This is a genomic window from Azotobacter salinestris, from assembly GCF_009363155.1.
GTDB classification, from domain to species: Bacteria; Pseudomonadota; Gammaproteobacteria; order Pseudomonadales; family Pseudomonadaceae; genus Azotobacter; species Azotobacter salinestris.
In genome coordinates this window covers 3,245,382-3,269,928 of the sequence record NZ_CP045302.1, presented here as the reverse complement: position 1 = coordinate 3,269,928, position 24,547 = coordinate 3,245,382, and the positions used below count along the sequence as shown (strand labels likewise).

The following is a 24,547-nucleotide window of genomic DNA, read 5'->3' as shown; positions in this document are numbered from 1 at the left end:
AAATCTAGATCAAGGCCTTGCCGTGGCGGACGAAGTTCGGCCGGACGACGCGCACGGGCAGCCAGCGGCCGCGGATTTCCACCTCGGCGCGCTCGCCGGTGACGGCCGGCACCCGGGCCAGGGCGATGGACTTGCCCAGCGTCGGCGAGAAGCTGCCGCTGGTGATCTCGCCTTCGCCGATACCGTCCACCCGCACCACCTGGTGGGCGCGCAGCACGCCGCGCTCCTCCAGCAGCAATCCCACCAGTTTAGGCTGACCGCCGGCACGGCGCTGTGCCTCCACCGCCGCACGACCGATGAAGTCGCGCCCGGTCGGGTCCCAGGCGATGGTCCAGCCCAGGTTCGCCGCCAGCGGCGAGACGCTCTCGTCCATGTCCTGGCCATGGAGGTTCAGGCCCGCCTCCAGGCGCAGGGTGTCGCGGGCGCCGAGGCCGCCGGGGGCGATGCCGGCGCCGACCAGGTCGCCGAAGAAGTCCTGTGCCTGCGCCGCCGGCAGCAGGATTTCCAGGCCGTCCTCGCCGGTATAGCCGGTGCGGGCGATGAACCAGTCGCCCTCGGCCAGGCCTTCGAACGGGCGGAGCTCGTGGATCAGCGCGGCGCGCGGCGCGGAAAGCAGCTCGCCGGTGCGCGCCCGCGCCTTCGGTCCCTGGATGGCGAGCATGGCCAGATCGCGGCGCTCGCGCAGCTCGACAGTGAAGCCGGCGGTCTGCTCACGCATCCAGGCCAGATCCCGCTCGCGGGTGGCGGCATTGAGCACCAGGCGGTAGCCGAAGTCGGTGAGGTAGACGATGAGATCGTCGATCACCCCGCCGCGCTCGTTGAGCATGACGCTGTAGAGGGCCTTGCCGGGGGTTTCCAGGTGCGCCACGTCGTTGGCCAGCAGGCGCTGCAGCCAAGCCTTGGCATCCGAGCCGTGGACATCCACCACCGTCATGTGGGAGACGTCGAAGACGCCGCAGTCGCGCCGGACCTGATGATGCTCCTCGACCTGCGAGCCATAGTGCAGGGGCATGTCCCAGCCGCCGAAGTCGACGATCCTGGCGCCCAGGGCGAGATGCTGGTTGTAGAGAGGCGTGCGCTGTCCCATGGGGTTCTCCTTCCGTGCCCGACGCATCGCGTCGCAAAAGGACTGGCAAGGCCCGGGCAGGCCGCGAATGGCGCGCATTGTAGCCGCAAGGCCGGGCCCGGTCACGGCGCCGGAAGGACCGAGAGCCGGACGGACTCGGTCGGCGGGTCAGCCCGGCTGGCGCGCCGAGCGACGGATCAGGCCGATCACCGGCAGCAGTCCGACCAGCACCAGGGTCAGCGCCGGCAGCGCGGCGCGGGCCCACTCGCCCTCGCTGGTCATCTCGAAGATGCGCACCGCCAGGGTGTCCCAGCCGAACGGGCGCATCAGCAGGGTCGCCGGCATCTCCTTGAGCACATCGACGAACACCAGCAGCGCGGCGCTCAGGGTGCCGGGCAGCAGCAGGGGCAGGTAGACCCACCGGAACAGCTGCGAACCGCCGACGCCCAGGCTGCGCGCCGCTTCCGGCAGTGACGGGCGGATCCGCGCCAGGCTGCTTTCCAGAGGACCGAAGGCCACCGCCAGGAAACGCACCAGATAGGCCAGCAGCAGGGCCGCCAGGCTGCCCAGCAGCAGCGGCTTGCCGGCGCCGCCGAGCCAGGTGGACAGCGGAATCACCAGCTCGCGGTCGAGATAGCTGAAGGCGAGCATGATGGACACCGCCAGCACCGAGCCCGGCAGGGCGTAGCCCAGGTTGGCCAGGCCGACTGCCGCCCCCATGGTCCGCCCCGGCACCAGGCGCCGGGCGAAGGCCAGCAGCATGGCGCAGACGACGGTGAGCAGCGCGGCGCAGCCGCCGAGATAGAGGGTGTGCAGGATCAGCCCGGTATAGCGCTCGTCGAAGTCGAAGCGGCCGCGCTTCCAGAACCACGCCAGCAGTTGCAGGACCGGCACGACGAAGGCGCAGAGGAACACCAGCATGCACCAGGCGCTGGCCGCCGCGGCCTTGAAACCCTGCAGCCGGTACAGCGCCCGGCCGCGCGGGCGCTCGGTGCTCGGCCGCGGCACGCCGCGGGCGCGGCGCTCGCCGTAGACCACCAGCATCACCGCCAGCAGCAGCAGGCTGGCCAGCTGGGTGGCGGAAGACAGACTGTAGAAGCCGTACCAGGTCTTGTAGATGGCGGTGGTGAAGGTGTCGTAGTTGAACACCGAGACGGCGCCGAAGTCGGCCAGGGTTTCCATCATCGCCAGTGCCAGGCCGGCGCCGATGGCCGGCCGCGCCATCGGCAGGGCCACGCGCCAGAAGGCCTGCCAGGGCGACTGGCCCAGAGCCCGCGCGGCCTCCATCAGGCCCTTGCCCTGGGCCAGGAAGGCGCTGCGCGCGAGCAGGTAGACGTAGGGGTAGAAGACCAGCACCAGGACCAGGATCACCCCGCCGGTGGAGCGCACCCGCGGCAGCCGCAGGCCGCTGCCGAACCATTCGCGCAAGAGGGTCTGCACCGGACCGGAGAAATCCAGCAGGCCGACGAAGACGAAGGCGAGCACATAGGCGGGAATCGCGAAGGGCAGCATCAGCGCCCAGTCCAGCCAGCGCCGGCCGGGAAACTCGCAAAGGCTGGTCAGCCAGGCCAGGCTCACCCCCAGCAGGGTGACGCCGGCGCCGACGCCCAGCAGCAGGGTCAGGGTGTTGCCGAGCAGGCGCGGCATCTGGGTATCCCACAGATGACGCCAGATTTCGCCGTCCACGCTGTGCCAGGAGAGCGCCAGCACACTGAGGGGCAGCAGCACCAGGGCGGCGATGGAAAAGACGATGGGATACCAGCGTCGCTGGGCGGAATGGGACACGACAGCTCCCCGCTATGGAAAAAAAGCGGGCTGCAGGCGGAATGTTCCGCCTGCAGCCCGGGATTCACGGCCTCGGCGTGCGCCTCAGTTCCAGCCGGCGCGATCCATCAGGCGAATCGCCTCGGCCTGGCGCTTGCCGGCGACCTCGACCGGCACGCTGTCGGCCTTGAAGCTGCCCCAGGCGGCGACCTCCGCGGACGGCGCCACCTGCGGATTGGCCGGGTATTCCTGGTTGATGTCGGCCAGCAGGCGCTGGGCCTTCTCGGCGGTCATCCACTCGAGCAGCTTCTGCGCCGCCTGCGCATGCGGAGCGTACTTGGTCAGCCCAGCGCCGGAAAGGTTGACGTGCACGCCGCGGTCGCCCTGGTTCGGCCAGAAGGGCTTCACCTTCAGGCCCGGCTTCTCCTTGTGCAGGCGGCCGTAGTAATAGGTGTTGGCGATGCCCACGTCGCACTGGCCGGCATCGATCGCCTGCAGCAGGGCGGTGTCGTCGGCGAACACGTCGGTAGCCAGGTTGTTCACCCAGCCCTTGACGATCTGCTCGGCCTTCTCCGCGCCATGGGCTTCGATCAGGGTGGCGGTCAGCGACTGGTTGTAGACCTTCTTGCTGGTACGCAGGCACAGGCGGCCTTCCCAGTTCTCGTCGGCCAGGGCCTCGTAGGTGGAGAGCTCTTCCGGCTTGACCCGCTCGGTGGAGTAGAAGATGGTTCGCGCACGCAGCGACAGGCCGTTCCAGGCACCGGTGGCGGAGCGGTACTGCGGCGGAATGTTGGCCTTGATGGTGGCCGAGTCGATCGGCTGCAGGACGCCCTCCTGCTCGGCCTGCCAGAGGTTGCCGGCGTCCACGGTGATCAGCAGGTCGGCCGGGGTGTTCTTCCCCTCGGCCTTGAGGCGGGCCAGCAGCGGGGCCTCCTTGTCGGTGATGAACTTCACCTTGACCCCGGTTTCGGCGTTATAGGCATCGAAGACCGGCTTGATCAGCTCGTCGATCCGCGACGAATAGACCACGACCTCGTCATCGGCGGCCAGGGCGGTGCCGGAGAGCGCGCCCAGGGCCAGGACGGCGAGAATGTGCTTGCTTGCCTGCATGGAACCCACCTCATGTGTATTCAGTGCGGCAAATAATAGTGACTAGCATTTAGCTTCACAACTTGCCAAATGTCGCGCGGTATGTCGCCGACAGGGTGGGTTCGGGGCTCAGGCGCGCGCCAGCCCCGGAAGGTCTCCGCTCAGCCCGAGGGCCTGACGGACGAACAGCGCCTTGCCCTCGGGCAGGCTGTCCATCCACTTCAGTCCGCTGTTGCGCAGCCAGCGCAAGGGCAGCGGATCGGCCTGGAACAGCCGCTCGAAGCCTTCCATCGCCGCCATCATCGCCAGGTTGTGGGGCATTCGCCGGCGTTCGAAACGGCTGAGCACGCGCAGGTCGGCCAGTCGCTCGCCACGCGAGCGGGCATGCAGCAGCACCTCGGCCAGGGTGGCGGCATCGAGGAAGCCGAGGTTGACGCCCTGCCCGGCCAGCGGGTGGATGACGTGGGCGGCATCGCCGATCAGCGCCAGGCCGGGCTCGACATAGCGCCGGGCATGCCGCTGGCGCAGCGGGATGCAGTGGCGCGGATCGACTTCCAGCACCTCGCCGAGCCGCCACTCGAAAGCAGCGCCCAGGGCCCTGGCGAAGGCCGCATCGTCCAGGGCCATCAGCCGCTCGGCCTGCTGCGGGGTGGTCGACCAGACGATCGAGCACCAGTGGCGGTCGCCGTCCCGCTCCAGCGGCAGAAAGGCCAGCGGGCCGTCGTCGGTGAAGCGCTGCCAGGCGGTGCGCCGGTGCGGCTCGGCGCAGCGCACGCTGGTGACGATGGCATGGTGCAGGTAATCCCACTCGCGGGTGGCGCAGCCGGCCAGGTGGCGGATCGTCGAGTTGGCGCCGTCGGCAGCGACCAGGAGTGGCGCCCGCAGCTGACGACCGTCGCCGAGGCCGACCAGCCAGCCGTCGCCGGAGCGGCGCAGTCCGTCCAGACGGATGGCGGGCAGCAGGCCGATCCCGCTGCCGGCCAGGCGCTCGAGCAGGGCGTCCTGCACCACCCGGTTCTCGACGATGTGGCCGAGCACCTCGGCATGCACGCTGGCCGCCGAGAAGTGGATCTGCCCGGTGCCGGAGCCGTCCCACACCAGCATCTCGCCGTAGGGTGCGGCGCGCCGGGCACGGATGCCGCTCCAGGCGCCGAGGCGCTCGAGGACCCGCTGACTGGCGGCGGACAGCGCGCTGACCCGCGGCTCGAAAGGCGCCGCAGGGCTCCAGGGGGCCACCTCGAGCGGCCCCTGGTCCAGCAGGAGAATATCCAGGCCGCTGTCCTGCAAGGCCAGCGCCAGGGCGCTGCCGACCATTCCGGCGCCGACGATGATCAGATCCGCGTGCATGCTTTCCTCAACTCTGCAAGGGGCGTCCAGCCACGCCCGCCGTTTTCGATGACCGTGCGCCGGCCTCAGGGCTGCGCACGGGTGCCGAGCCCCATGGCTTGACGGGCAAACCAGTGCTTCGCCGGTGGCAGCAGATCAAGGCCGAGCAGGCCGAGACTGCGCCCGTCGGCGAGCAGCGGGGTAGCCGTGGTGAACAGCCGGGTGACCCGGTCGGAGAAGCCCACGGTCAACTGCTGGTCAAGGCGCTGGCGGGCCTGGTAGCGCATCAGGGTGGCGAAGTCGCCGGGTTCGGCCGGACTGGCCAGCAGTTCCTCGGCCAGGCACAGAGTGTCGCGCAGGGACAGGTTGTAGCCCTGGCCGGCGATGGGATGCAGGCTGTGGGCGGCATTGCCGAGCAGGGCCAGGTGCGGGCGCACCTGCTCCTCGGCCTCGACCAGCGCCAGCGCGTAGAGATGGCGGGCGCCCACATGGCGGAAGGCGCCGAGGCGATAGCCGAACTGCTGCTGCAACTCGGCGAGGAACTGCCGCTCGTCCAGCGCCAGCAACCGTCCGGCATCGCCGGTCGGACGGGTCCAGACCAGCGCGCAGCGGTTCTCCGCCAGCGGCAGCAGAGCCAGCGGGCCGTCCTGGGTGAAGCGCTCGAAGGCCTGGCCACGGTGCTGCTCGCTGGGCGTGAGGTTGGCGATCAGGGCCGTCTGCCCGTAGGGCTGGTGGTTCACGTGGATGCCGAGCTGCTCGCGCAGTTCGGAGCGGCCGCCATCGGCGAGCACCGCCAGGGCACAATCGAGGTGTCTGTCGTCGTCCAGCTGCAGCCGGTAGCCATCGCCGAGCGGGGTCATGCGCAGCACCTCGGCCGGGCAGCGCCAGGTGACCACCGCAGGATCCAGCGCCTGCCACAGGCACTCGCCGAGCCAGGCGTTCTCCACCACGTAGCCGAGGGCCGGCACGCCCTCCTCTTCCGCTTGCAGGCGCGCTGCGCCGAAACGGCCACGCTCGGAGACATGGATCTGCAGGATCGGCTCGGCACGGCGGGCGATGGCCGACCACAGACCCAGGCGCTCGTAGATCTGCCGGGTACCGAAGGACAGCGCCGAGGAGCGTGCATCGTAGCTCGGCTGATAGGGCTCGCCGGGCGCATGCGGCTCGATCAGCACGATCCGCCAGCCGCGCGCCTTGGCGCCCTCCTGCAGGGCCAGGGCCAGGCTCGCTCCGACCAGGCCGCCGCCGACGATCGCCACTTCTACCCGGATCATGTTCAGGCCACCCGACCGCGCGTCGCGGCCATCAGTGCCTCGATCTCGGCGACGCCCTTGGGCACGCCACTGGTGAGGATCTCGCAGCCAGCCTCGGTGACCACCACGTCGTCCTCGATGCGCACGCCGATACCGCGCCACCTGCGGTCGACCTTGTCGTTGTCGGCAGCGATATAGATGCCCGGCTCGACGGTCATCGCCATGCCCGGCTCGAGCACGCGCCACTGGCCATCGATCTTGTAGTCGCCGACGTCGTGCACGTCCATGCCGAGCCAGTGGCCGGCACGGTGCATGTAGAAGGGCTTGTAGGCCTCGGCGGCGATCAGCGCATCGACATCGCCGGCGAGCAGGCCCAGCTCCACCAGTCCGGCGGTGATCACCCGCACCGTGGCCTCGTGGGCCTCGTTCCAGCGACGGCCGGGGGCGATGTGCCTGAACGCCTCCAGGTTGGCGGCCAGCACCAGCTCGTAGATCGCCTTCTGCTCGGGCGAGAAGGCGCCATTGACCGGAAAGGTGCGGGTGATGTCGCTGGCGTAGCAGTCGAGCTCGCAGCCGGCATCGATCAGCACCAGATCGCCATCGCGCAGCGGCCGGTCGTTCTCCCGGTAGTGCAGGATGCAGGCATTGCGGCCGCCGGCGACGATCGACCCGTAGGCCGGCATCCGCGCGCCGCCCTTGCGGAATTCGTACTCCAGCTCGGCCTCCAGGTGGTACTCGTGAAGCCCCGGACGGCAGGCCTGCATGGCGCGCACGTGGGCGCGGGCGGAGACGGCTGCCGCCTCGCGCATCACCGCCACCTCGGCGGCGCTCTTGCACAGGCGCATGTCGTGCAGCAGATGGTCGAGGGCGACGAACTCGCTCGGCGGCTGGGCCCCCTGACGGGCCTTGGAGCGGATGGTCTTGATCCACTCCATCAGCCGGTGGTCGAAGCTTTCGTTGCTGCCGATCGCATAGTAGACGCGACTGCGCCCCTCGATCAGGCCGGGCAGGATATCGTCGATGTCGGCGATGGGAAAGGCGTCATCCGCGCCGTAGTCGCGCACCGCCCCCTCCTGGCCGGCGCGCAGGCCGTCCCAGAGCTCGCGCTCGGGATCGCGCTCGCGGCAGAAGAGCACGTACTCGCCATGCTCGCGGCCGGGAATCAGGGCGATCACCGCCTCCGGCTCGGGGAAGCCCGACAGGTACTGGAAATCACTGTCCTGGCGGTACTGGTGCTCCACATCGCGGTTGCGGATATACACCGGCGCCGCCGGCAGGATGGCGATGCTGTTGGGCTCCATCTGCGCCATCAGCGCCTTGCGCCGGCGGGCATATTCCGACTTCGGGATGCAGGTCATGTACGCTCCTCGTTGACTGAAAAGGCGTCTGCGCCTCAATGCACGGACGGCTTGGGCGCCGGCGCGACCGGTCCGGCGCACTCGGCGAACAGCAAAAGCGGCGCGACCCGAAGGTATTCCATGACCTCCATGTAGGCCCCCTCGCCCTCCTCGGACTCTTCCAGCGAGCTCTGTACCTGGGCAATGGCGGCAAGATCCTGCAGCACTTCCATGGCTTCCGCGCTCAGCGCCTTGTCGCCGGCAGCCAGGCCGAAACCGCCGAGAAAACCCTGGCACCACTGCCCCAGGGCAGTGGCGCGCTCGGCCAGCGGCGCCTCGTCGGAGGGCAGCAGCAGGACCACGGCGACTTCGCCGCCGGTCAGCTCGCTTTTGACCATCTCCTGCAGGCCGATCAGCGCCTGGCGTACGTTGTCCGGAATCTGACTGCCGAGCAGGTCGGCGGCATCGGACAGCCAGCGGTCGACTTCGAAACCGGCGCCGGCACAGCTGCGGCCGAGCAGCAGGCCGTGCAGCTCCGCCGGGGACACGTCCCTGCCGCTACTGGCCAGCAGGGCGGAGAACGCCGCATAGGGGGATTTATCGGTAGACATATCGGACTCGCCTTCTTCGTGCGCCTGGTCAGGCAGCGCCTTGCAAAAGCACCGACGCCTGTAGGCGCCACGGGAAGCAAATGACTAGAATGTGATCGCGTATCCTAGCATCGGCGGATGCACCAAGACCATCTGAGCACCGCCGGAGTCTCGTACCCGTTCATTCGCATATAAATGAAAAAGAGGCGCCATGGAAGACGACGACCTGAAAGCCCTTGCCCGCCAGTTGGAGCTGCTGATCCAGCGCCTCGAGCAGATCAAGGCCCACAACCGGTTTCTCCTGGCGAATGAAAAGGCCTGGCGGGAAGAGCGCGCCCACCTCATCGAAAAGAACGAAATCGCCAGGCACAAGGTCGAATCGATGATTTCACGTCTGAAAGCCCTGGAGCAGGATTCATGAGCCAGCCGCACACCCTCATCGTCCACATTCTCGACAAGGACTACTGCATCGTCTGCCCACCGGAAGAACGAGCCAACCTGGAAAGTGCCGCCCGCTACCTGGATGGGAAAATGCGGGAAATCCGCTCGAGCGGGAAGGTCATCGGTGCCGAGCGCGTCGCGGTGATGGCCGCCCTCAACATCACCCACGATCTGCTGCACAAGCAGGAGCGTCTGGACCTGCAGGCCAGCTCGACCCGCGAGCAGGTCCGCACCCTGCTCGAGCGGGTCGATCGCGCCCTCGCCAACAATCCGGATGAGCTGACGACCTGAGTCCCATTCGATTCAGGTATACTGGCGATCACTCCCTGGTGTGTACGCCAGTCGGCCACGTCCCTCTCCCGATACGCAAAACCTTGGAGGCTGTACGTGTGACCCGTGTGCATGTCCGCCTGACGGAAAGCCTTAAAGTCATCGGCAGTCGCCACCTTGAACTTTCGGGTTCAAGGGTCAAGCCGGCAGCGGCACTTCGGGGAGTCCGCTTTCTTTGCTTGCCGCGCTGCGGCGAATCCCTCAGCATGGCTGTCAGTCCCACTCTGACCCTTGCTGATTCGGCATGATCGAAACCGCCGGCCTTTCCCGTGCCCAACTGCGCCGCCTGCTCCGCGAGCGACGGCGTGCGCTCGCTCCGCGCCGCCAACGCCAGGCCGCTCGTCGGCTCTATCGCCAGCTGGCGCAGCATCCGCTGTTCCGCCGCTGTCGCCATGTGGCGCTCTACCTGCCCAATGACGGCGAGATCGACCCCGGGCTGCTGCTCGAGGCCGCACAGCGCCGCGGCAAGGCGACCTACCTGCCGGTACTCAACGCCTGGCCGGCGACACGCATGGTGTTCCAGCGCATCCACCCTGGCGAGCCGCTGCGCCTGAACCGCTTTCGCATCCGCGAACCCCGGCCGAACCGGGCCCGGCAGCGCAAGGTCTGGACGCTGGATCTGCTGCTGATGCCCCTGGTCGGCTTCGACCCCGAGGGCGGACGACTGGGCATGGGCGGCGGCTTCTACGACCGCAGCCTGGCCTATCGGGCCCGCCACAGGCACTGTCGCAAACCCGTGCTGCTGGGCCTGGCCCACGAATGCCAGAAGGTCGATCGACTGGCGCTGGCCAGTTGGGACGTGCCATTGGAGGCTACGGTGACGGACCGGTCCTGGTATGCGGCCAGCCGGAGAATGGCGAGACAGGAGCAGTTGCACCGCAATCCCTGCGGTGCCTGCGAATAGTTCAAAGACCGCGGAACGGGCTCGGCGACTGAATGCTCTGCTGTTGTTCCCAATGGCTTTGCGCGTAGCCTGTGGTGACCACCCCCAATCCGAAGAGAATGACAAGAACCCACAGTAGATCTGGCTTGCGCTTCATCGATTGCCTCCCCCTTCAAGGCATATCACGACGATGAACAGCGATGAACGGGTGACTGCGACAGCCACCCTCCCCCCCAAGAAGCGGCGGCATTCTCCGCCAACTCGACCAGTCAATCAAACCCCGGCCATCAATAAGATCGATGCTTTTTTCGGCGTTCCGATGACCGGCACCCGGAGCCAATTTTCATGCCGCACTGGCTGATGAAATCCGAACCCGACGCCTTCTCCGTGACAACACTACAGCGCCTCCGCCAGGCACGCTGGGATGGAGTACGCAATTACCAAGCGCGCAACTTCCTGCGGAGCATGCAACCCGACGAGCTGTTTTTCTTCTACCACTCCAGCTGTCCGCGACCGGGCATTGCCGGGATAGGCCGGGTCGTCACCAGTGCCTATCCGGACCCCAGCGCCCTCGAACCGCACAGCCCCTACTTCGATGCCAGAGCCAGCGCGGAAAGGAATCCGTGGGTCGCGGTCGATGTGGAATTCGTCGAGGCCTTCACCGAAATCATCGAGCTGGCGCGCCTGCGCAGCACGCCGGAGCTGGCGCAACTGCCGCTGCTGCAAAAGGGCAGCCGGCTTTCGGTGATGCCGGTGAGCGCCGGCGAATGGACCGCCATACTGGCGCTGCACTGAGCCGGAAGGCTATCGCGGGCCCTCAGGGCCGGGGAGCATAGGCGAAGACGTCGGCGCGCATCTGCCGGGCCTCCATGCCGGCCTCGACCAGCGCATCCAGAGTGGCATAGACCATGCCCGGCGAGCCGCTGACATACACGTGCAGCGCCCGCAGATCGGCGAAGTCCTGGCGTACCGCCTCATGCAGCAGGCCGCAGCGCCCCTCCCAATCGCACAGGTCGCTGACCACCCGGTGCAGATGCAGGTTGGGCAGGCGCTGCCACTCTTCCGCATAAGGCAGCCGGTAGAAATCCTCCGGTCGCCGCGCCCCCCAGTAGAGGTGGATCGGCCGAGTGAAGCCTTTCGCCCGGCAATGCTCCACCAGACTCTGCATCTGCGCCATGCCGGTACCGGCAGCGATCAGCACCAGAGGGCCATCCGGCAGCTCGGCCAGATGCGCGTCACCGAACGGCAGGCGCACACGGGCAAAGCCCTGACGGCGGATGAAGGCCAGCAGCTCCCGCGCCGAGGTCTCGCGCGCCAGAACGTGCAGCTCCAGCTCGCGCCCCAGGTCTGGCGCCGAGGCCAGCGAGAAGGAGGAGAAGCTGCCGTCCTCGCGCTGCAGCTGCAGGTACTGTCCGGCGTGGTAGCGCGGCGGCTTGCCCGCCGGTACGCGCAGGCGCACGCGGAACACGTCGCCGCCAAGGTCTTCGCAGTCGATCAGCTGGCAGCTCAGCTCGCGTACCGGCAGCTCGCCCGGTGCCAGCACGCCATCCCACTGCAGCACACAGTCCTCCAGCGGCTCGGCCTGGCAGGTCAACAGCTCGCCCTGGGCGAGCACCTCGCCACCCTGACGCACCCGCCCCTCGATCAGGCGCGCCGCACAGGCATGGCAGTTGCCATTGCGACAGCTCTGCGGGCACTCATGGCCGAGACGCAGTGCGGCATCGAGGATGGACTCGCCAACATTCACATCGATCTCGGCGCCACAGGGTTGCAGGGTCACTTTCATGATGTTCCGTCGCAGCAAGGGTGGATCGAGGAAGCGGCCTGGGCCGCATCCAAGTAAGAACGGGATGGCAGGCGCCTCTCAGTCGATGCCCAGCAGCGGCCAGAGTTCGTCGACGCGCTGCTTCACCGCAGGATCCTGGCGGATGGCCCGCCCCCACTCGCGGCTGGTCTCGCCCGGCCACTTGTGGGTGGCGTCCAGCCCCATCTTCGAACCCAGGCCGGAGATCGGCGAGGCGAAATCGAGGTAGTCGATGGGCGTGTTGTCGATCAACACCGTGTCGCGCTTGGGATCCATGCGCGTGGTGATGGCCCAGATCACGTCGTTCCAGTCGCGGGCATCGATATCGTCGTCGGTGACGATGACGAATTTGGTATACATGAACTGGCGCAGGAATGACCAGACCCCCAGCATCACCCGCTTGGCATGGCCCGGATACTGCTTCCTGATGGTCACCACCGCCATGCGGTAGGAACAGCCCTCCGGTGGCAGATAGAAATCGACGATCTCGGGGAACTGCTTCTGCAGGATCGGCACGAACACTTCGTTCAGCGCCACGCCGAGCACGGCCGGCTCATCCGGCGGCCGTCCGGTATAGGTGCTGTGGTAGATGGCGTCGCGCCGGCGAGTGATGCGCTCAATGGTGAATACCGGGAAGCGGTCGATCTCGTTGTAGTAGCCGGTATGGTCGCCGTAGGGCCCCTCGTCGGCCATCTCCCCCGGATGGATGTGGCCTTCCAGCACGATTTCCGCACTGGCCGGCACCTGCAGATCGCTGCCGACGGCCTTGACCAGCTCGGTGCGCTGGCCGCGCAGCAGGCCGGCGAAGGCATATTCGGACAGGGTATCCGGCACCGGCGTGACCGCACCGAGGATGGTTGCCGGGTCGGCACCCAGAGCCACCGCCACCGGATAGGGGCGATCCGGATGCTTCTGGCACCATTCGCGATAGTCCAGCGCACCGCCACGATGGCTGAGCCAGCGCATGATCACCTTGTTGCGGCCGATCACCTGCTGCCGGTAGATACCGAGGTTCTGCCGCTCCTTGTTCGGCCCGCGGGTGATGGTCAGCCCCCAGGTGATCAGCGGCGCGGCATCGCCCGGCCAGCAGTGCTGCACCGGCAGCCTGCCGAGGTCGACCTCCTCGCCTTCGAGGATCACCTCCTGGCAGGGTGCGTCCTTCAGCACCTTGGGCGCCATGCTGACCACTCTCTTGAAAAGCGGCAGCTTGTCCCAGGCGTCTCTGAGGCCCCTGGGCGGCTCCGGTTCCTTGAGGAAGGCCAGCAGTCGGCCGATCTCGCGCAGCTCGGAGACATCCTCGGCACCCATGCCGAAGGCCACCCGCTGCGGCGTGCCGAACAGGTTGCCGAGCACCGGCATGTCGAAGCCCGCCGGCCTCTCGAACAGCAGCGCGGGCCCGCCGCGACGCAGGGTACGGTCGCAGATTTCGGTCATTTCCAGTATGGGTGAGACCGGCGTCTGGATGCGCTTGAGCTCGCCACGCGCCTCCAGGGCGCGCAGGAAGTCGCGAAGATCGGAGTATTTCATGGAAACTGCGAGCCTCTGGCTGCAAACCCCATGTCGCAGGGTGACGGCGCCAGCCTGCCCCCTTGCAGTGCGAGGCTTGCGACTTGTCGCGGCGGATTACTTCCGCTTCATCGACTGGAAGAATTCCTCGTTGGTCTTGGTGTCCTTCAGACGGTCGAGGAGGAATTCGATGGCGGCGATCTCGTCCATGGGATGCAGGATCTTGCGCAGAATCCACATGCGCTGCAGCTCCTCCTCGCCGGTCAGGAGCTCTTCGCGACGGGTACCGGAACGGTTGATGTTGATCGCCGGGAACACGCGCTTCTCGGCGATGCGCCGGTCGAGCTGCAGTTCCAGGTTGCCGGTGCCCTTGAACTCCTCGTAGATCACCTCGTCCATCTTCGAGCCGGTTTCCACCAGGGCGGTGGCGAGGATGGTCAGGCTGCCGCCCTCCTCGATGTTGCGCGCGGCGCCGAAGAAACGCTTGGGCTTCTCCAGGGCATGGGCGTCGACACCGCCGGTGAGCACCTTGCCGGAGCTGGGAATCACGGTGTTGTAGGCACGCGCCAGACGGGTGATGGAGTCGAGCAGAATCACCACGTCCTTCTTGTGCTCGACCAGGCGCTTGGCCTTCTCGATGACCATCTCGGCGACCTGCACATGGCGGGTCGGCGGCTCGTCGAAGGTGGAGGCGACCACTTCGCCGCGCACGGTGCGCTGCATCTCGGTCACCTCCTCCGGGCGCTCGTCGATCAGCAGGACGATCAGGTGCACTTCCGGGTTGTTGCGCGTGATGTTGCTGGCGATGTTCTGCAGCATGATCGTCTTGCCGGCCTTCGGCGGCGCGACGATCAGACCACGCTGCCCCTTGCCGATCGGCGCGCAGAGGTCGATCACGCGGCCGGTGAGGTCTTCGGTGGAGCCGTTGCCGGCCTCCATGGTGAGACGGGCATTGGGGAACAGCGGGGTGAGGTTCTCGAAGAGAATCTTGTTCTTCGCGTTTTCCGGCCGGTCGAAGTTGATCGAGTCGACCTTGAGCAGTGCGAAGTAGCGCTCGCCCTCCTTCGGCGGACGGATCTTGCCGACGATGGTGTCGCCGGTGCGCAGGTTGAAGCGGCGGATCTGGCTCGGCGAGACGTAGATGTCGTCCGGGCCGGCCAGGTAGGAGGAGTCCGCGCTGCGCAGGAATCCGAAGCCGTCCTGAAGGATCTCCAGCACGCCATCACCGGAGATTTCCTCGCCGCTTTTCGCATGCTTCTTCAGCAGGGAGAAAATCACATCCTGCTTGCGCGAACGGGCCATGTTCTCCAGGCCCATCTGTTCGGCCATTTCCAGCAGTTCGGTAATAGGCTTTTGCTTGAGTTCGGTCAGATTCATAAGACGATAAGGGGGGCAGAAAGCGTTGAGCTTGGGAAAGCCGCGCCGCAGGGAAGGCGATCGGATCGCTGTACTTGTTCTAAAGAGATGCGTCGGCGACGACTGACGGAGGACAGCGTTAAATTCGCTGCGAGAGCCGAATCTAACACCCCGAAAAAGGTGCGTCCAGCCTCGCACGATAAAAACTGCGACCCCGGATCCGGCGAACAGGCCGCTCTCCGCCTTTCTTGCCACACACAACCCGCCGGGCTCGGGACCACGGGACCGAGCCCGCCCTGGCTTTCATGCTTCCAGCCGGCCCGGGAGCTCAGGATGCGCTTGGCAGGCGAGCTCAGATATTGCTGTCGAGAAAGGCGGCCAGCTGCGACTTGGACAGGGCGCCCACCTTGGTCGCCTCGACGTTGCCACCCTTGAACAGCATCAGGGTCGGAATGCCGCGCACGCCGTACTTCGCCGGAGTGCCCTGGTTTTCATCGATGTTGAGCTTGCAGATCTTCAGCCGGCCTTCGTAATCCTTGGCGATTTCGTTGAGCACAGGGGCGATCATCTTGCACGGCCCGCACCATTCGGCCCAATAGTCGACAAGCACCGGCCCCTCGGCCTGAAGCACATCCTGCTCGAAGCTGGCGTCGCTGACGTTGGTGATGAGTTCGCTCATGGAAAATCTCCGTGGTCGGAAGCACAAATTTCCGAACATGATAGCCCGCATTGGTCGGCACAGGAAGGCGAGCGCGCCGCCCTGCCCCGCCTTCAGGCTCCAGGAGTGCAAAAAGGGCGCCCGGCTGCAGGTCGGCACCCGGTCGCACAAGGCCATGCTCCGGGCCCGCCTGCCCGTCACCCTGCGCACCTCCGCCAAGGGACATTCGGGCGCATCGTCCCCGACCGGCATCAAGTCTTATAATAGGCCGCCTATCGCACAAGCTGCCTTGGACCCTTCATCCGTAAACTGGTACAACTGCTCCCCCGTGGCCGAACGGCGCGGTTCTGCCATCGAGACACCTGACATGCCAAAAACCCAAGCCGAGAGCTTTCCCCTGATTGCCGCCATCGACCTTGGCTCCAACAGCTTCCACATGGTACTGGCCAAGCCCGACCGGACCGAGATCCGCCCGCTCGAGCGCCTGGGCGAGAAGGTCCAGCTGGGCGCGGGGCTCGACGACCAGCACCAGCTCAGCGAGGAGGCGATGCAGCGCGGGCTCGACTGCCTGCGCCGCTTCGCCCAACTGATCAACGGCATGCCGAAGGGGGCGGTGCGCATCGTCGCCACCAACGCCCTGCGCGAGGCGCGCAATCGCAACGAATTCATCCGCCGCGCGAACGAGATACTCGGGCACCCGGTGGAACTGATCTCCGGTCGCGAGGAGGCACGCCTGATCTATCTCGGCGTCTCCCACACCCTGCCGGCCGCTGCCGGCAAGCGACTGGTCGTGGATATCGGCGGCGGAAGCACGGAATTCATCATTGGCGAGAACTTCGAGCCGTTGCTGCGCGAAAGCCTGCAGATGGGCAGCGTCAGCTATACCCGCACCCATTTCGCCGACGGCAAGATCACCCCGGCCCGCTATGCCCAAGCCTATACCGCGGCACGCCTGGAGCTGATGTCCATCGAGAATGCCCTGCAGCGCCTCGGCTGGCAGGAGGCGGTGGGCTCCTCGGGAACCATCCGTGCGGTCGGCCTAGCGATTCAGGGTGACGGGCACAGCAATGGCGAGGTGACCGCCGAGGGCATCGCCTGGCTGAAACGCAGGCTGTTCAAGCTCGGCGACGTGGAAAAGCTGGACATGGACGGCATCAAGGCAGACCGTCGGGCCATTTTTCCCGCCGGCCTGGCGATCCTGGAGGCGGTATTCGACGCCCTGCAGCTGCAGACGATGACCTACTCGGACGGCGCCCTGCGCGAAGGCGTGCTCTACGACCTGCTCGGCCGTCACCATCACGAGGACGTCCGCGAGCGCACCCTCGTCTCGCTGATGGAGCGCTATCGCGTCGACGTGGAGCAGGCCGCACGGGTCGAGGCCAAGGCACTCTCGGCGCTGGAGCAGGTCGCCGCCGCCTGGGGTCTGGAGGATGAGAACCATCGTGAACTGCTGAGTTGGGCGGCGCGGGTGCACGAGATCGGCCTGGATATCGCCCACTACCACTACCACAAGCACGGCGCCTACCTGATCGAGCATTCCGACCTGGCCGGCTTCTCGCGCAAGGATCAGCAGATGCTCGCCCTGCTGGTCCGCGGCCACCGGCGCAACATCCCGCGGGACAAGTTCAGCGAATTCAGCAGCGACGATGGCGACAAGCTGGTGCGACTGTGCATCCTGCTGCGCGTCGCGATCCTCTTCCACCACATCCGTGGCACCCAGGAGATGCCCAAGGTGCAGTTCCGCGCCAGCGAGCGCGCGCTGGAGCTGATCTTCCCCGAGGGCTGGCTGAACGCCAACCCGCTGACCCAGGCCGACTTCGCCCAGGAGGCCGAATGGCTGGCGCGGGTCGGCTACGGCATCCAGGTCCGCTGAAGCACTGGCGGCGGAGCCGCCACTCGGCGCCCCCGCCGCGCATCCTCAGCGGGTACCGAGCGTGGGGCTGCTCAGCTTCTCCAGCAGCATGGCCTGCACGCTGCGCGGGTTCTGGTTGCCGCTCGGGCTGTTGCGCAGGTAGCTGCCGTCGGGCTGCAGCTGCCAGCTGTGGGTGTTGTCGCCGAGGTAGGCCTCCAGTTCCTTCTTCACCCGCAGCATCAGCTTCTTGCCCTCGACCGGGAAGCAGGTCTCGACCCGCCGGTCGAGATTGCGCTCCATCCAGTCGGCGCTGGACAGGTAGAGCTTCTCCTCGCCGTCGTTGAGGAAGTAGAACACCCGCGCGTGCTCGAGGAAGCGGCCGATGATCGAGCGCACCTGGATGTTGTGCGAGACGCCCAGGATGCCCGGGCGCAGGCAGCACATGCCGCGCACGATCAGATCGACCCGCACGCCGGTCTGGCTGGCCTTGTAAAGCGCCCGGATCATCTTCGCATCGGTCAGGGCGTTGACCTTGATGATGATGTGCGCCGGCCGACCCTCGCTGGCATGCTGAGTCTCGCGGGCGATCATGTCGAGCAGGGCCTTCTTCAGGGTGAAGGGCGCATGCAAGAGCTTCTTCATGCGCAGGGTCTTGCCCATGCCGATCAGTTGGTTGAACAGCTTGGAGACGTCCTCGCACAGCGCCACGTCGGCGGTCAGCAGACTGTAGTCCGTGTACAGGCGGGCGTTGGCGGTGTGGTAGTTGCCGGTTCCGAGGTGCGCGTAGCGGCGCAGCTCGCCGTTCTCGCGGCGCAGGATCAGCATCATCTTGGCGTGGGTCTTGAAGCCGACCACCCCGTAGATGACCACCGCGCCCGCCTGCTGCAGGCGGCTGGCCAGCTGCAGGTTGGACTCCTCATCGAAGCGCGCGCGCAGCTCGACCACCGCGGTGACCTCCTTGCCGTTGCGCGCCGCCTCCACCAGGGCATCGACGATCTCCGAATTGGCCCCGGAGCGGTACAGCGTCTGCTTGATTGCTAGCACGTGAGGGTCCTTGGCCGCCTGGCGCAACAGGTCGACCACCGGCGTGAAGGACTCGAAGGGATGCAGCAGCAGCATGTCCTGCCTGCCGATCACGCTGAACATGTTCTCGCTGTTCTGCAGCGCCTTGGGAATCACCGGGGTGAAGGGGGCATGCTGCAGCTCGGGATGGCTGTCCAGGCTGGTGATGCTGAACAGGCGGGTCAGGTTGACCGGGCCGTCGACCCGGTACATCTCCGCTTCGGACAGGCCGAATTGCTTGAGCAGGTAGCCGGTCAGGTGCTGCGGACAGGTGTCCACCACCTCCAGCCGCACCGCATCGCCGAAGCGCCGGGAATACAGCTCGCCGCGCAGGGCGCGGGCCAGGTCCTCGACATCCTCGTCCACCGACAGGTCGGCGTTGCGGGTCAGGCGGAACTGGTAGCAGCCCTTGACCTTCATGCCCTGGAACAGGTCGTCGGCATGGGCGTGGATCATCGAGGAAAGGAAGACGAAGTTGTCGCCGGGACCGCCCACCTCTTCCGGAATGCGGATCACTCGCGGCAGCAGGCGCGGCGCCGGCAGTATCGCCAGCCCGGAATCGCGACCGAAGGCATCCAGCCCCTCCAGCTCGACGATGAAGTTCAGGCTCTTGTTCACCAGCAGCGGGAAGGGGTGCGTCGGATCGAGGCCGATCGGCGTGATGATCGGTGCGATCTCCTCGCGGAAGTAGCGACGCACCCAGGCCTTGACCTTGGCAGTCCAGTTGCGGCGACGGATGAAGTTGATCTGGTGGCGGACCAACTCGGGCAGCAGCACCTCGTTGAGGATGGCGTACTGGCGGGCCACCAGCTCATGCACCTGCTCGCTGATCCAGGGCAGCGCCTGATGCGGCTGCAGGCCATCGGCGCCGGCCAGTTCGCGGGCGAAGGCGACCTGCTTCTTCAGGCCGGCGACGCGGATCTGGAAGAACTCGTCGAGATTGCCGGAGAAGATCAACAGGAACTTCAGCCGCTCGAGCAGCGGATAAGACTCGTCCAGCGCCTGCGCCAGCACGCGGGCATTGAACTGCAGCTGGGACAGCTCGCGATGGATGTACAGGCTGGTGTCGTCCAGACTCGGCACCGGCGCGGACAGCGCCTCCGGGACCGGCTCATCCTGGACGGGCGCCGCTTCCTTGCCGGGCTCCGCCTTCTGGAGCCGGGCGAGTGCCTCGTCTGCCGGTTCGGCTTCGAGCAAGGCGTTGTCGTTGAGACCTTCAGTGTTCATCTGCACTTCCCGGGAAAATCAATGCCCTTGTTTTAGCAGTTCCGCCGCACGCCTGGCGAAGTAGGTGAGGATGCCATCGGCCCCGGCGCGCTTGAAGGCGACCAGGGACTCGAGGATCACCGCCTCGCCCAGCCAGCCGTTCTGGATCGCCGCCATGTGCATGGCGTACTCGCCGCTGACCTGGTAGGCGAAGGTCGGCACACGGAATTCGTCCTTCACCCGGCGGACCACGTCCAGGTAGGGCATGCCCGGCTTGACCATCACCATGTCGGCCCCCTCGGCCAGGTCCAGCGCCACCTCGTGCAGGGCCTCGTCGCCGTTGGCCGGGTCCATCTGGTAGGTGTTCTTGCTGCCCTTGCCGAGGTTGCCGGCGGAGCCCACGGCATCGCGGAACGGACCGTAGTAGGCGCTGGCGTACTTGGCCGAGTAGGCCATGATGCGCACGTTCGGGTGTCCGGCCAGCTCCAGGGCCTCGCGGATCGCCTGAATGCGACCGTCCATCATGTCCGAGGGCGCCACCACCTGGGCGCCGGCCTCAGCATGGGAGAGCGCCTGCCTGACCAGCGCATCGACGGTGACGTCGTTCTGCACGTAGCCATGCTCGTCGAGGATGCCATCCTGTCCGTGGGTGGTGAAGGGATCCAGGGCCACGTCGGTGATGATCCCCAGCTCCGGAAAGCGCTGGCGCAGGGCACGGGTGGCGCGCTGGGCGATGCCCTCGGGATTCCAGGCCTCGGCGGCATCCAGCGATTTCTTCTCGGGCGGGGTCACCGGGAACAGCGCCAGCGCCGGAATCCCCAGGGCCACGCACGCCTCGGCCTCCTCGAGCAGCAGGTCGATGCTCAGGCGCTCGACGCCCGGCATCGAGGGCACCGCCTCGCGGCGATTCTCGCCGTCGAGCACGAATACCGGCAGGATCAGATCGTTGGTGGTGAGCACGCTCTCGCGCACCAGGCGGCGGGAAAATTCGTCGCAGCGGTTGCGGCGTAGGCGGGTGGCAGGGAACAGGCGATTGGCGGGGGTAAAGCTCACGGCGGACTCCAGGACCCGGGCAGGCGGGCGCAGTGTGACAGTTATAAGCCCAGCAGATGACCGAAATATGACGATCGGAACGCGAGTGCTGACCGCTCGCCGCTCCATGCCCCATTGTCGCCAGCCCTGTCGCCGAGGGCCAGCACTTTGCCCGGGAGTGCGCCACAAAGCCCGCTCCCGAGCCCACCGCAGGGCTTCGAAGCCATCCGGGCCACATCGCCGGCATGTCGCTCCAGGCAGCGAACGGCTAGGATTGGCCCATGGCCTCTCATCCCGCGGATGGGCAGTGCCCTCTTCATCAGCTGTTATGCCGGGATCTGTCGCACGCACGCGAGCCCGGCCCATCTCAGGAGGTCCCATGAACAAGAAGGTTGCCGTCATCCTCTCGGGCTGCGGCGTCTACGACGGCTCGGAAATCTACGAGAGCGTGCTCACCCTGCTGCGCCTCGACCAGCGCGGCGCCCAGGTGCAGTGCTTCGCGCCGAACGTTCCGCAACTGCATGTGATCGACCACTACCGCGGCGAAGAAACCCAGGAGAGTCGCAACGTGCTGGTGGAAGCAGCACGCCTGGCCCGCGGCAACATCAAGGATGTCCGCGAAGGCAAGGTCGAGGCCTTCGATGCGTTGATTCTGCCCGGCGGTTTCGGCGCGGCGAAGAACCTCTCCGACTTCGCGGTCAGCGGTGCCGACTGCACGGTGCAGCCCGACGTGCTGGCCTTCGCCCAGGCCTTCGCTCAGGCCGGCAAGCCGGTGGGCCTGATCTGCATCGCACCGGCGCTGGCGGCCAGGATCTACGGCCCCGGCGTGGTCTGCACCATCGGCAATGACCCGGACACCGCCGCCACCCTGACCAGGATGGGCGCCCAGCACGAGAACTGCGCGGTGGACGAGATCGTCGTCGATCCCCAGCGCAAGCTGGTCACCACCCCGGCCTACATGCTCGCCAAGTCGATCAGCGAAGCCGCCAGCGGCATCAACAAGCTGGTCGACCGCGTTCTCGAACTGGCCTGACCGGTCAGCGGCTCAGACGCACGAGCAGGCGATCCAGCGTGTTGGCGAAGGCTTGCCGCTCGCGCTCGCCATAGGGCGGCTGGCCACCGCCCATCTGGCCCTGGTCGCGTAGGTCGCTGAGCAGGTTGCGCAGGGCCAGGCGCTCGCCCATGTTGCGCTCGTCGAATTCGTGCCCGCGCGGATCCAGCGCGGCCACCCCCTTCTTGAACAGGCGGTCGGCGAGCGGGATGTCACTGCAGATCACCAGCTCCCCCGGCGCGGCGTTCTCCACCAGATAGTCGTCGGCTGCATCGGGACCACTCGGCACCACGATCAGCCGTACGCAGGCGAATGCCGGCTTGACCTGGCTCTGACCGGCCACCAGCAGCACTTCGAAACTGCGCTTCAGGGCGAACTTGATCACCAGATCCTTGGCCGCCCGCGGGCAGGCGTCGGCATCGATCCAGACACGCATGTTTCGGCTCCTCCACCCCGCGGCAACTACTGTAGATCCAGTTAGCGTAGCGTAACCTAACCGCTCACCCGGCAGGCACCGTCGCGCGGGGCTACGCCCTGCGGACCACCCCGACCTGCGGAGCAGGCCAGACAAGTCGTCAATGACACCCATCGCCGGAGCAGTTCGCGCAGTCGCCGCGCCCCTTGGCCCTGCGGCTGCATGGCAGATACTTGCGCAGCAGGTAGAGCACCGCACAGGCGACCATCAGTCCGACGACGACGCCCTGCATCCATTGACCCGCCATAATCGCACTCCCTCTTTCACGCCCAGAATGCCGAGAGTTGCCGCACCAGCAGCGCCGCGACGTAGGCCAGCGCAAACAGATAAGCGGTAAACACCAGCGTGGCCCGTGCGGAGTTGGTCTCGCGCCTCACCACGGCAATGGTCGACAGGCACTGCGGCGCATACACGAACCAGGCCAGATAGGCCAATGCCACCGGCAGGCTCCAGCTGTGGGCCAGCGAATTGCCCAGCACGGCATCGCCGCCGCTGACCGCGTACACGGTGGCCAACGCACTGACCGCCACCTCGCGCGCGGCCATGGCCGGAATCAGGGCGATGCACATCTGCCAGTTAAAACCCAGCGGCTCGAACAGCGGCTGCATGAACTTGCCCAGCATACCTGCAAAGCTGTATTCGATGGCCGGCAGCGTGGCGTTCTCCGGCGCCTGCGGAAAGGTCGCCAGGAACCACAGCACGATGGACAACGCCAGGATGATGGTGCCCACGCGGCGCAGGAAGATCCACGCCCGCTCCTTCAGCCCCAGCAGAAAGTGATACAGGTTGGGCCAGCGGTAGTTGGGCAGCTCCAGCAACAGCGGGAAGGCGTTCCCCCCCCCTCGTTGCTGACGCATGAGCCACGCCACCAGCGCGGCGCTGACAATGCCGGCGACATACAGGAAGAACAGGGTGAGCCCCTGCAGATTGAACATGCCCCAGACGGTACGCTGCGGTACGAAGGCACCGATCACCAGCGCATACACCGGCAAGCGGGCCGAGCAGGTCATCAAGGGCGCCGTCATGATGGTGACCAGGCGCTCGCGCGGGTTGGGGATGGAGCGCGTGGACATGATACCGGGCACCGCGCAGGCAAAGCTGGACAGCAACGGAATGAACGAGCGCCCGGACAGGCCGACGCCTCGCATCATGCGATCCAGCAAGAAGGCCGCGCGCGGCAGGTAGCCGGAGTCCTCCAACGCCAGAATGAAGGCGAACAGAATGATGATCTGCGGCAGGAAAACCAGCACGCTGCCCATGCCGGCGATCAGTCCGTCGACCACGAAATCGTGCAGGATGCCGGCCGGAAGCAGTGCGCCAATCTGCTCGCCCAGCCAGCCCGCCAAGGCTTCGATGCCATCCATCAACGGTGCCGCCCAGGCGAACACGGCCTGGAACATCAGCAGCAGGATGGCCGCGAGAATCACCAGTCCCAGTATCGGATGCATGACCAGCGCATCCAGCTTGTCCTGCCAGCGCGGGGTGAAATCCGACGCCTCGACGCACTCGGCCAACAGGGCATCGATGCGTGCGTACACGGATTCGACCGCCTCGCTGCGCGCGGGCAGGCTGAGACTGCCCGTGCGGGTCTGCACCGTGGCGGCCAGGCTGCGCAGAGCCGCCTGCAGGTCGGCCACGCCGTTCTTGCGCACGGCGACGGTTTCCACCACCGGCATGCCCAGACGCTCGGCCAACAGCTCGGTACGGATCTGGATGCCACGGCCGCGTGCTGCGTCGGCCAGGTTGAGCACCAGAATCATCGGCAGGCCCAATTCCTTCAGCTCCAGCACCAGGCGCAGACCCAGCTTGATATTGGTGGCGTCGACGACCGCCACCAGCACGTCGGGACGCACCTCGCCGGCCATCTCGCCGAGGATGACGCGGCGCGCCACCTGCTCGTCCGGCGAGGCCACGTACAGGCTGTAGGTACCGGGCAGGTCGATCAGTTCGGCGGGACGGGACAGGCCAGCCAGCGGGCCGCTGCGCTTTTCCACAGTAACGCCGGCGTAGTTCGCCACCTTGGCCTTGGCGCCGGTCAGACAGTTGAAGAGCGCGGTCTTGCCGCAGTTGGGGTTGCCCACCAGAGCAAAGTGCAAAACAGGTTGAGACATAAGGACGTCACGCGGGGTGAAGGATAGCGAGGACTTTCTCGGCCTCGGCGCGGCGCAGGCCGAACTTGGTGCCATTGATACGCACGGCAATCGGGTCGGCACCGAACAGGCCAAAGCCGATGACCTCCAGCGTGGCTCCGGGCAAGAAACCCAGCTCCTTCAGCCGTAACGTCACCTGATCGTCCAGATCGCCGAACACGGTGTGGGAAACCACGTCCACAACCGTGGCCTTGGCGCCCTTGGGGAGTCGATACAGCGGCGTATGGACGGATGGCAAGACAGCTCCACCAATGGTCTTACTGGACATTCTACGTCTCATAATCGAGAGTGATTATTAATAGTGGCGGATGCGAAA

General features: G+C 66.6%; 24 protein-coding genes and 1 other RNA gene. 7 read left to right on the top strand and 18 right to left on the bottom strand.

All coding sequences use genetic code 11. The features are described from left to right. Positions 1-4 precede the first annotated feature (4 nt). From gcvT to GCU53_RS15120, 7 genes are all read right to left on the bottom strand, one after another. A complete protein-coding gene (gene gcvT / locus GCU53_RS15150; protein WP_152388348.1) occupies positions 5-1,087 on the bottom strand; it encodes a glycine cleavage system aminomethyltransferase GcvT in 1,083 nt (360 codons plus the stop codon). 147 nt (positions 1,088-1,234) lie between these two features. Then, entirely contained in the window at positions 1,235-2,851 is a 1,617-nt protein-coding gene (locus GCU53_RS15145) for an ABC transporter permease (RefSeq protein ID WP_152388347.1), read from the bottom strand. Between the two features lie 84 nt (positions 2,852-2,935). Then, positions 2,936-3,940 (bottom strand): extracellular solute-binding protein, encoded by a 1,005-nt coding sequence (locus tag GCU53_RS15140; RefSeq protein WP_152388346.1) that lies wholly within the window; start codon positions 3,938-3,940, stop codon positions 2,936-2,938. 108 nt (positions 3,941-4,048) lie between these two features. Beyond that, on the bottom strand, positions 4,049-5,266 hold the full coding sequence (locus GCU53_RS15135) for a 2-octaprenyl-3-methyl-6-methoxy-1,4-benzoquinol hydroxylase (RefSeq protein ID WP_152388345.1): 1,218 nt from the start codon (positions 5,264-5,266) through the stop codon (positions 4,049-4,051). Positions 5,267-5,331: 65 nt separating this feature from the next. Next, complete coding sequence (ubiH, locus tag GCU53_RS15130; protein ID WP_152388344.1) at positions 5,332-6,519, bottom strand: 2-octaprenyl-6-methoxyphenyl hydroxylase; 1,188 nt, start codon at positions 6,517-6,519, stop codon at positions 5,332-5,334. Positions 6,520-6,521: 2 nt separating this feature from the next. Then, complete coding sequence (pepP, locus tag GCU53_RS15125; RefSeq protein ID WP_152388343.1) at positions 6,522-7,856, bottom strand: Xaa-Pro aminopeptidase; 1,335 nt, start codon at positions 7,854-7,856, stop codon at positions 6,522-6,524. 35 nt (positions 7,857-7,891) lie between these two features. Continuing rightward, positions 7,892-8,446, bottom strand: a complete 555-nt coding sequence (locus tag GCU53_RS15120) for a YecA/YgfB family protein (protein ID WP_152388342.1) — start codon at positions 8,444-8,446, stop codon at positions 7,892-7,894. Positions 8,447-8,636: 190 nt separating this feature from the next. Between GCU53_RS15120 and GCU53_RS15115 the strand changes: the two genes are divergently transcribed. The 4 genes from GCU53_RS15115 to GCU53_RS15100 all read left to right on the top strand — a co-directional run bounded on the left by GCU53_RS15115 (position 8,637) and on the right by GCU53_RS15100 (position 10,100). Beyond that, a complete protein-coding gene (locus GCU53_RS15115) occupies positions 8,637-8,846 on the top strand; it encodes a TIGR02449 family protein (protein ID WP_012703202.1) in 210 nt (69 codons plus the stop codon). After that, positions 8,843-9,157, top strand: a complete 315-nt coding sequence (locus tag GCU53_RS15110) for a cell division protein ZapA (protein WP_152388341.1) — start codon at positions 8,843-8,845, stop codon at positions 9,155-9,157. The genes GCU53_RS15115 and GCU53_RS15110 overlap by 4 nt, the downstream gene beginning before the upstream one ends. A gap of 29 nt (positions 9,158-9,186) precedes the next feature. After that, a non-coding RNA gene (gene ssrS / locus GCU53_RS15105) (6S RNA) lies at positions 9,187-9,364 on the top strand. Positions 9,365-9,440: 76 nt separating this feature from the next. Further along, on the top strand, positions 9,441-10,100 hold the full coding sequence (locus GCU53_RS15100; protein WP_152388340.1) for a 5-formyltetrahydrofolate cyclo-ligase: 660 nt from the start codon (positions 9,441-9,443) through the stop codon (positions 10,098-10,100). 1 nt (position 10,101) lies between these two features. Here the strand turns inward: GCU53_RS15100 and GCU53_RS26565 are convergent, their stop codons facing one another. After that, positions 10,102-10,236, bottom strand: a complete 135-nt coding sequence (locus tag GCU53_RS26565) for a hypothetical protein (protein WP_280115837.1) — start codon at positions 10,234-10,236, stop codon at positions 10,102-10,104. A gap of 188 nt (positions 10,237-10,424) precedes the next feature. Between GCU53_RS26565 and GCU53_RS15095 the strand changes: the two genes are divergently transcribed. Next, complete coding sequence (locus GCU53_RS15095; protein WP_152388339.1) at positions 10,425-10,874, top strand: EVE domain-containing protein; 450 nt, start codon at positions 10,425-10,427, stop codon at positions 10,872-10,874. 22 nt (positions 10,875-10,896) lie between these two features. Here GCU53_RS15095 and GCU53_RS15090 read toward each other — a convergent pair whose 3' ends face one another. The 4 genes from GCU53_RS15090 to trxA all read right to left on the bottom strand — a co-directional run bounded on the left by GCU53_RS15090 (position 10,897) and on the right by trxA (position 15,424). Continuing rightward, entirely contained in the window at positions 10,897-11,865 is a 969-nt protein-coding gene (locus GCU53_RS15090; RefSeq protein WP_152388338.1) for a CDP-6-deoxy-delta-3,4-glucoseen reductase, read from the bottom strand. Between the two features lie 78 nt (positions 11,866-11,943). Beyond that, positions 11,944-13,410 (bottom strand): 4-hydroxy-3-polyprenylbenzoate decarboxylase, encoded by a 1,467-nt coding sequence (ubiD, locus tag GCU53_RS15085; protein WP_152388337.1) that lies wholly within the window; start codon positions 13,408-13,410, stop codon positions 11,944-11,946. A gap of 96 nt (positions 13,411-13,506) precedes the next feature. Further along, positions 13,507-14,766: a transcription termination factor Rho gene (rho, locus tag GCU53_RS15080; RefSeq protein ID WP_152388336.1), complete on the bottom strand. Its 1,260-nt coding sequence runs from the start codon at positions 14,764-14,766 to the stop codon at positions 13,507-13,509. Positions 14,767-15,097: 331 nt separating this feature from the next. Continuing rightward, on the bottom strand, positions 15,098-15,424 hold the full coding sequence (trxA, locus tag GCU53_RS15075; RefSeq protein ID WP_012703209.1) for a thioredoxin TrxA: 327 nt from the start codon (positions 15,422-15,424) through the stop codon (positions 15,098-15,100). Positions 15,425-15,770: 346 nt separating this feature from the next. Here trxA and ppx point away from each other — a divergent pair, with 346 nt between their 5' ends. Next, positions 15,771-17,276 (top strand): exopolyphosphatase, encoded by a 1,506-nt coding sequence (gene ppx, locus GCU53_RS15070; RefSeq protein WP_152388335.1) that lies wholly within the window; start codon positions 15,771-15,773, stop codon positions 17,274-17,276. Positions 17,277-17,321: 45 nt separating this feature from the next. On the opposite strand, the gene ppk1 is transcribed toward ppx, so the two are convergent. Then, positions 17,322-19,544 (bottom strand): polyphosphate kinase 1, encoded by a 2,223-nt coding sequence (gene ppk1, locus GCU53_RS15065; protein WP_152388334.1) that lies wholly within the window; start codon positions 19,542-19,544, stop codon positions 17,322-17,324. An 18-nt stretch (positions 19,545-19,562) separates the two neighbouring features. Then, positions 19,563-20,576 (bottom strand): porphobilinogen synthase, encoded by a 1,014-nt coding sequence (gene hemB / locus GCU53_RS15060; protein ID WP_152388333.1) that lies wholly within the window; start codon positions 20,574-20,576, stop codon positions 19,563-19,565. A gap of 358 nt (positions 20,577-20,934) precedes the next feature. Here hemB and elbB point away from each other — a divergent pair, with 358 nt between their 5' ends. Then, positions 20,935-21,588, top strand: a complete 654-nt coding sequence (gene elbB / locus GCU53_RS15055; RefSeq protein ID WP_152388332.1) for an isoprenoid biosynthesis glyoxalase ElbB — start codon at positions 20,935-20,937, stop codon at positions 21,586-21,588. A 4-nt stretch (positions 21,589-21,592) separates the two neighbouring features. Here the strand turns inward: elbB and GCU53_RS15050 are convergent, their stop codons facing one another. The 4 genes from GCU53_RS15050 to GCU53_RS15035 all read right to left on the bottom strand — a co-directional run bounded on the left by GCU53_RS15050 (position 21,593) and on the right by GCU53_RS15035 (position 24,499). After that, the gene (locus GCU53_RS15050) at positions 21,593-22,042 is read right to left on the bottom strand and encodes a YaiI/YqxD family protein (protein ID WP_152388331.1); all 450 of its coding nucleotides are present in this window, start codon (positions 22,040-22,042) and stop codon (positions 21,593-21,595) included. A gap of 139 nt (positions 22,043-22,181) precedes the next feature. After that, a complete protein-coding gene (locus GCU53_RS26180; RefSeq protein WP_152388330.1) occupies positions 22,182-22,328 on the bottom strand; it encodes a FeoB-associated Cys-rich membrane protein in 147 nt (48 codons plus the stop codon). Positions 22,329-22,344: 16 nt separating this feature from the next. After that, positions 22,345-24,192 (bottom strand): ferrous iron transporter B, encoded by a 1,848-nt coding sequence (gene feoB, locus GCU53_RS15040; RefSeq protein ID WP_152388329.1) that lies wholly within the window; start codon positions 24,190-24,192, stop codon positions 22,345-22,347. Positions 24,193-24,199: 7 nt separating this feature from the next. Beyond that, complete coding sequence (locus tag GCU53_RS15035) at positions 24,200-24,499, bottom strand: FeoA family protein (RefSeq protein WP_152388328.1); 300 nt, start codon at positions 24,497-24,499, stop codon at positions 24,200-24,202. Positions 24,500-24,547 lie beyond the last annotated feature (48 nt).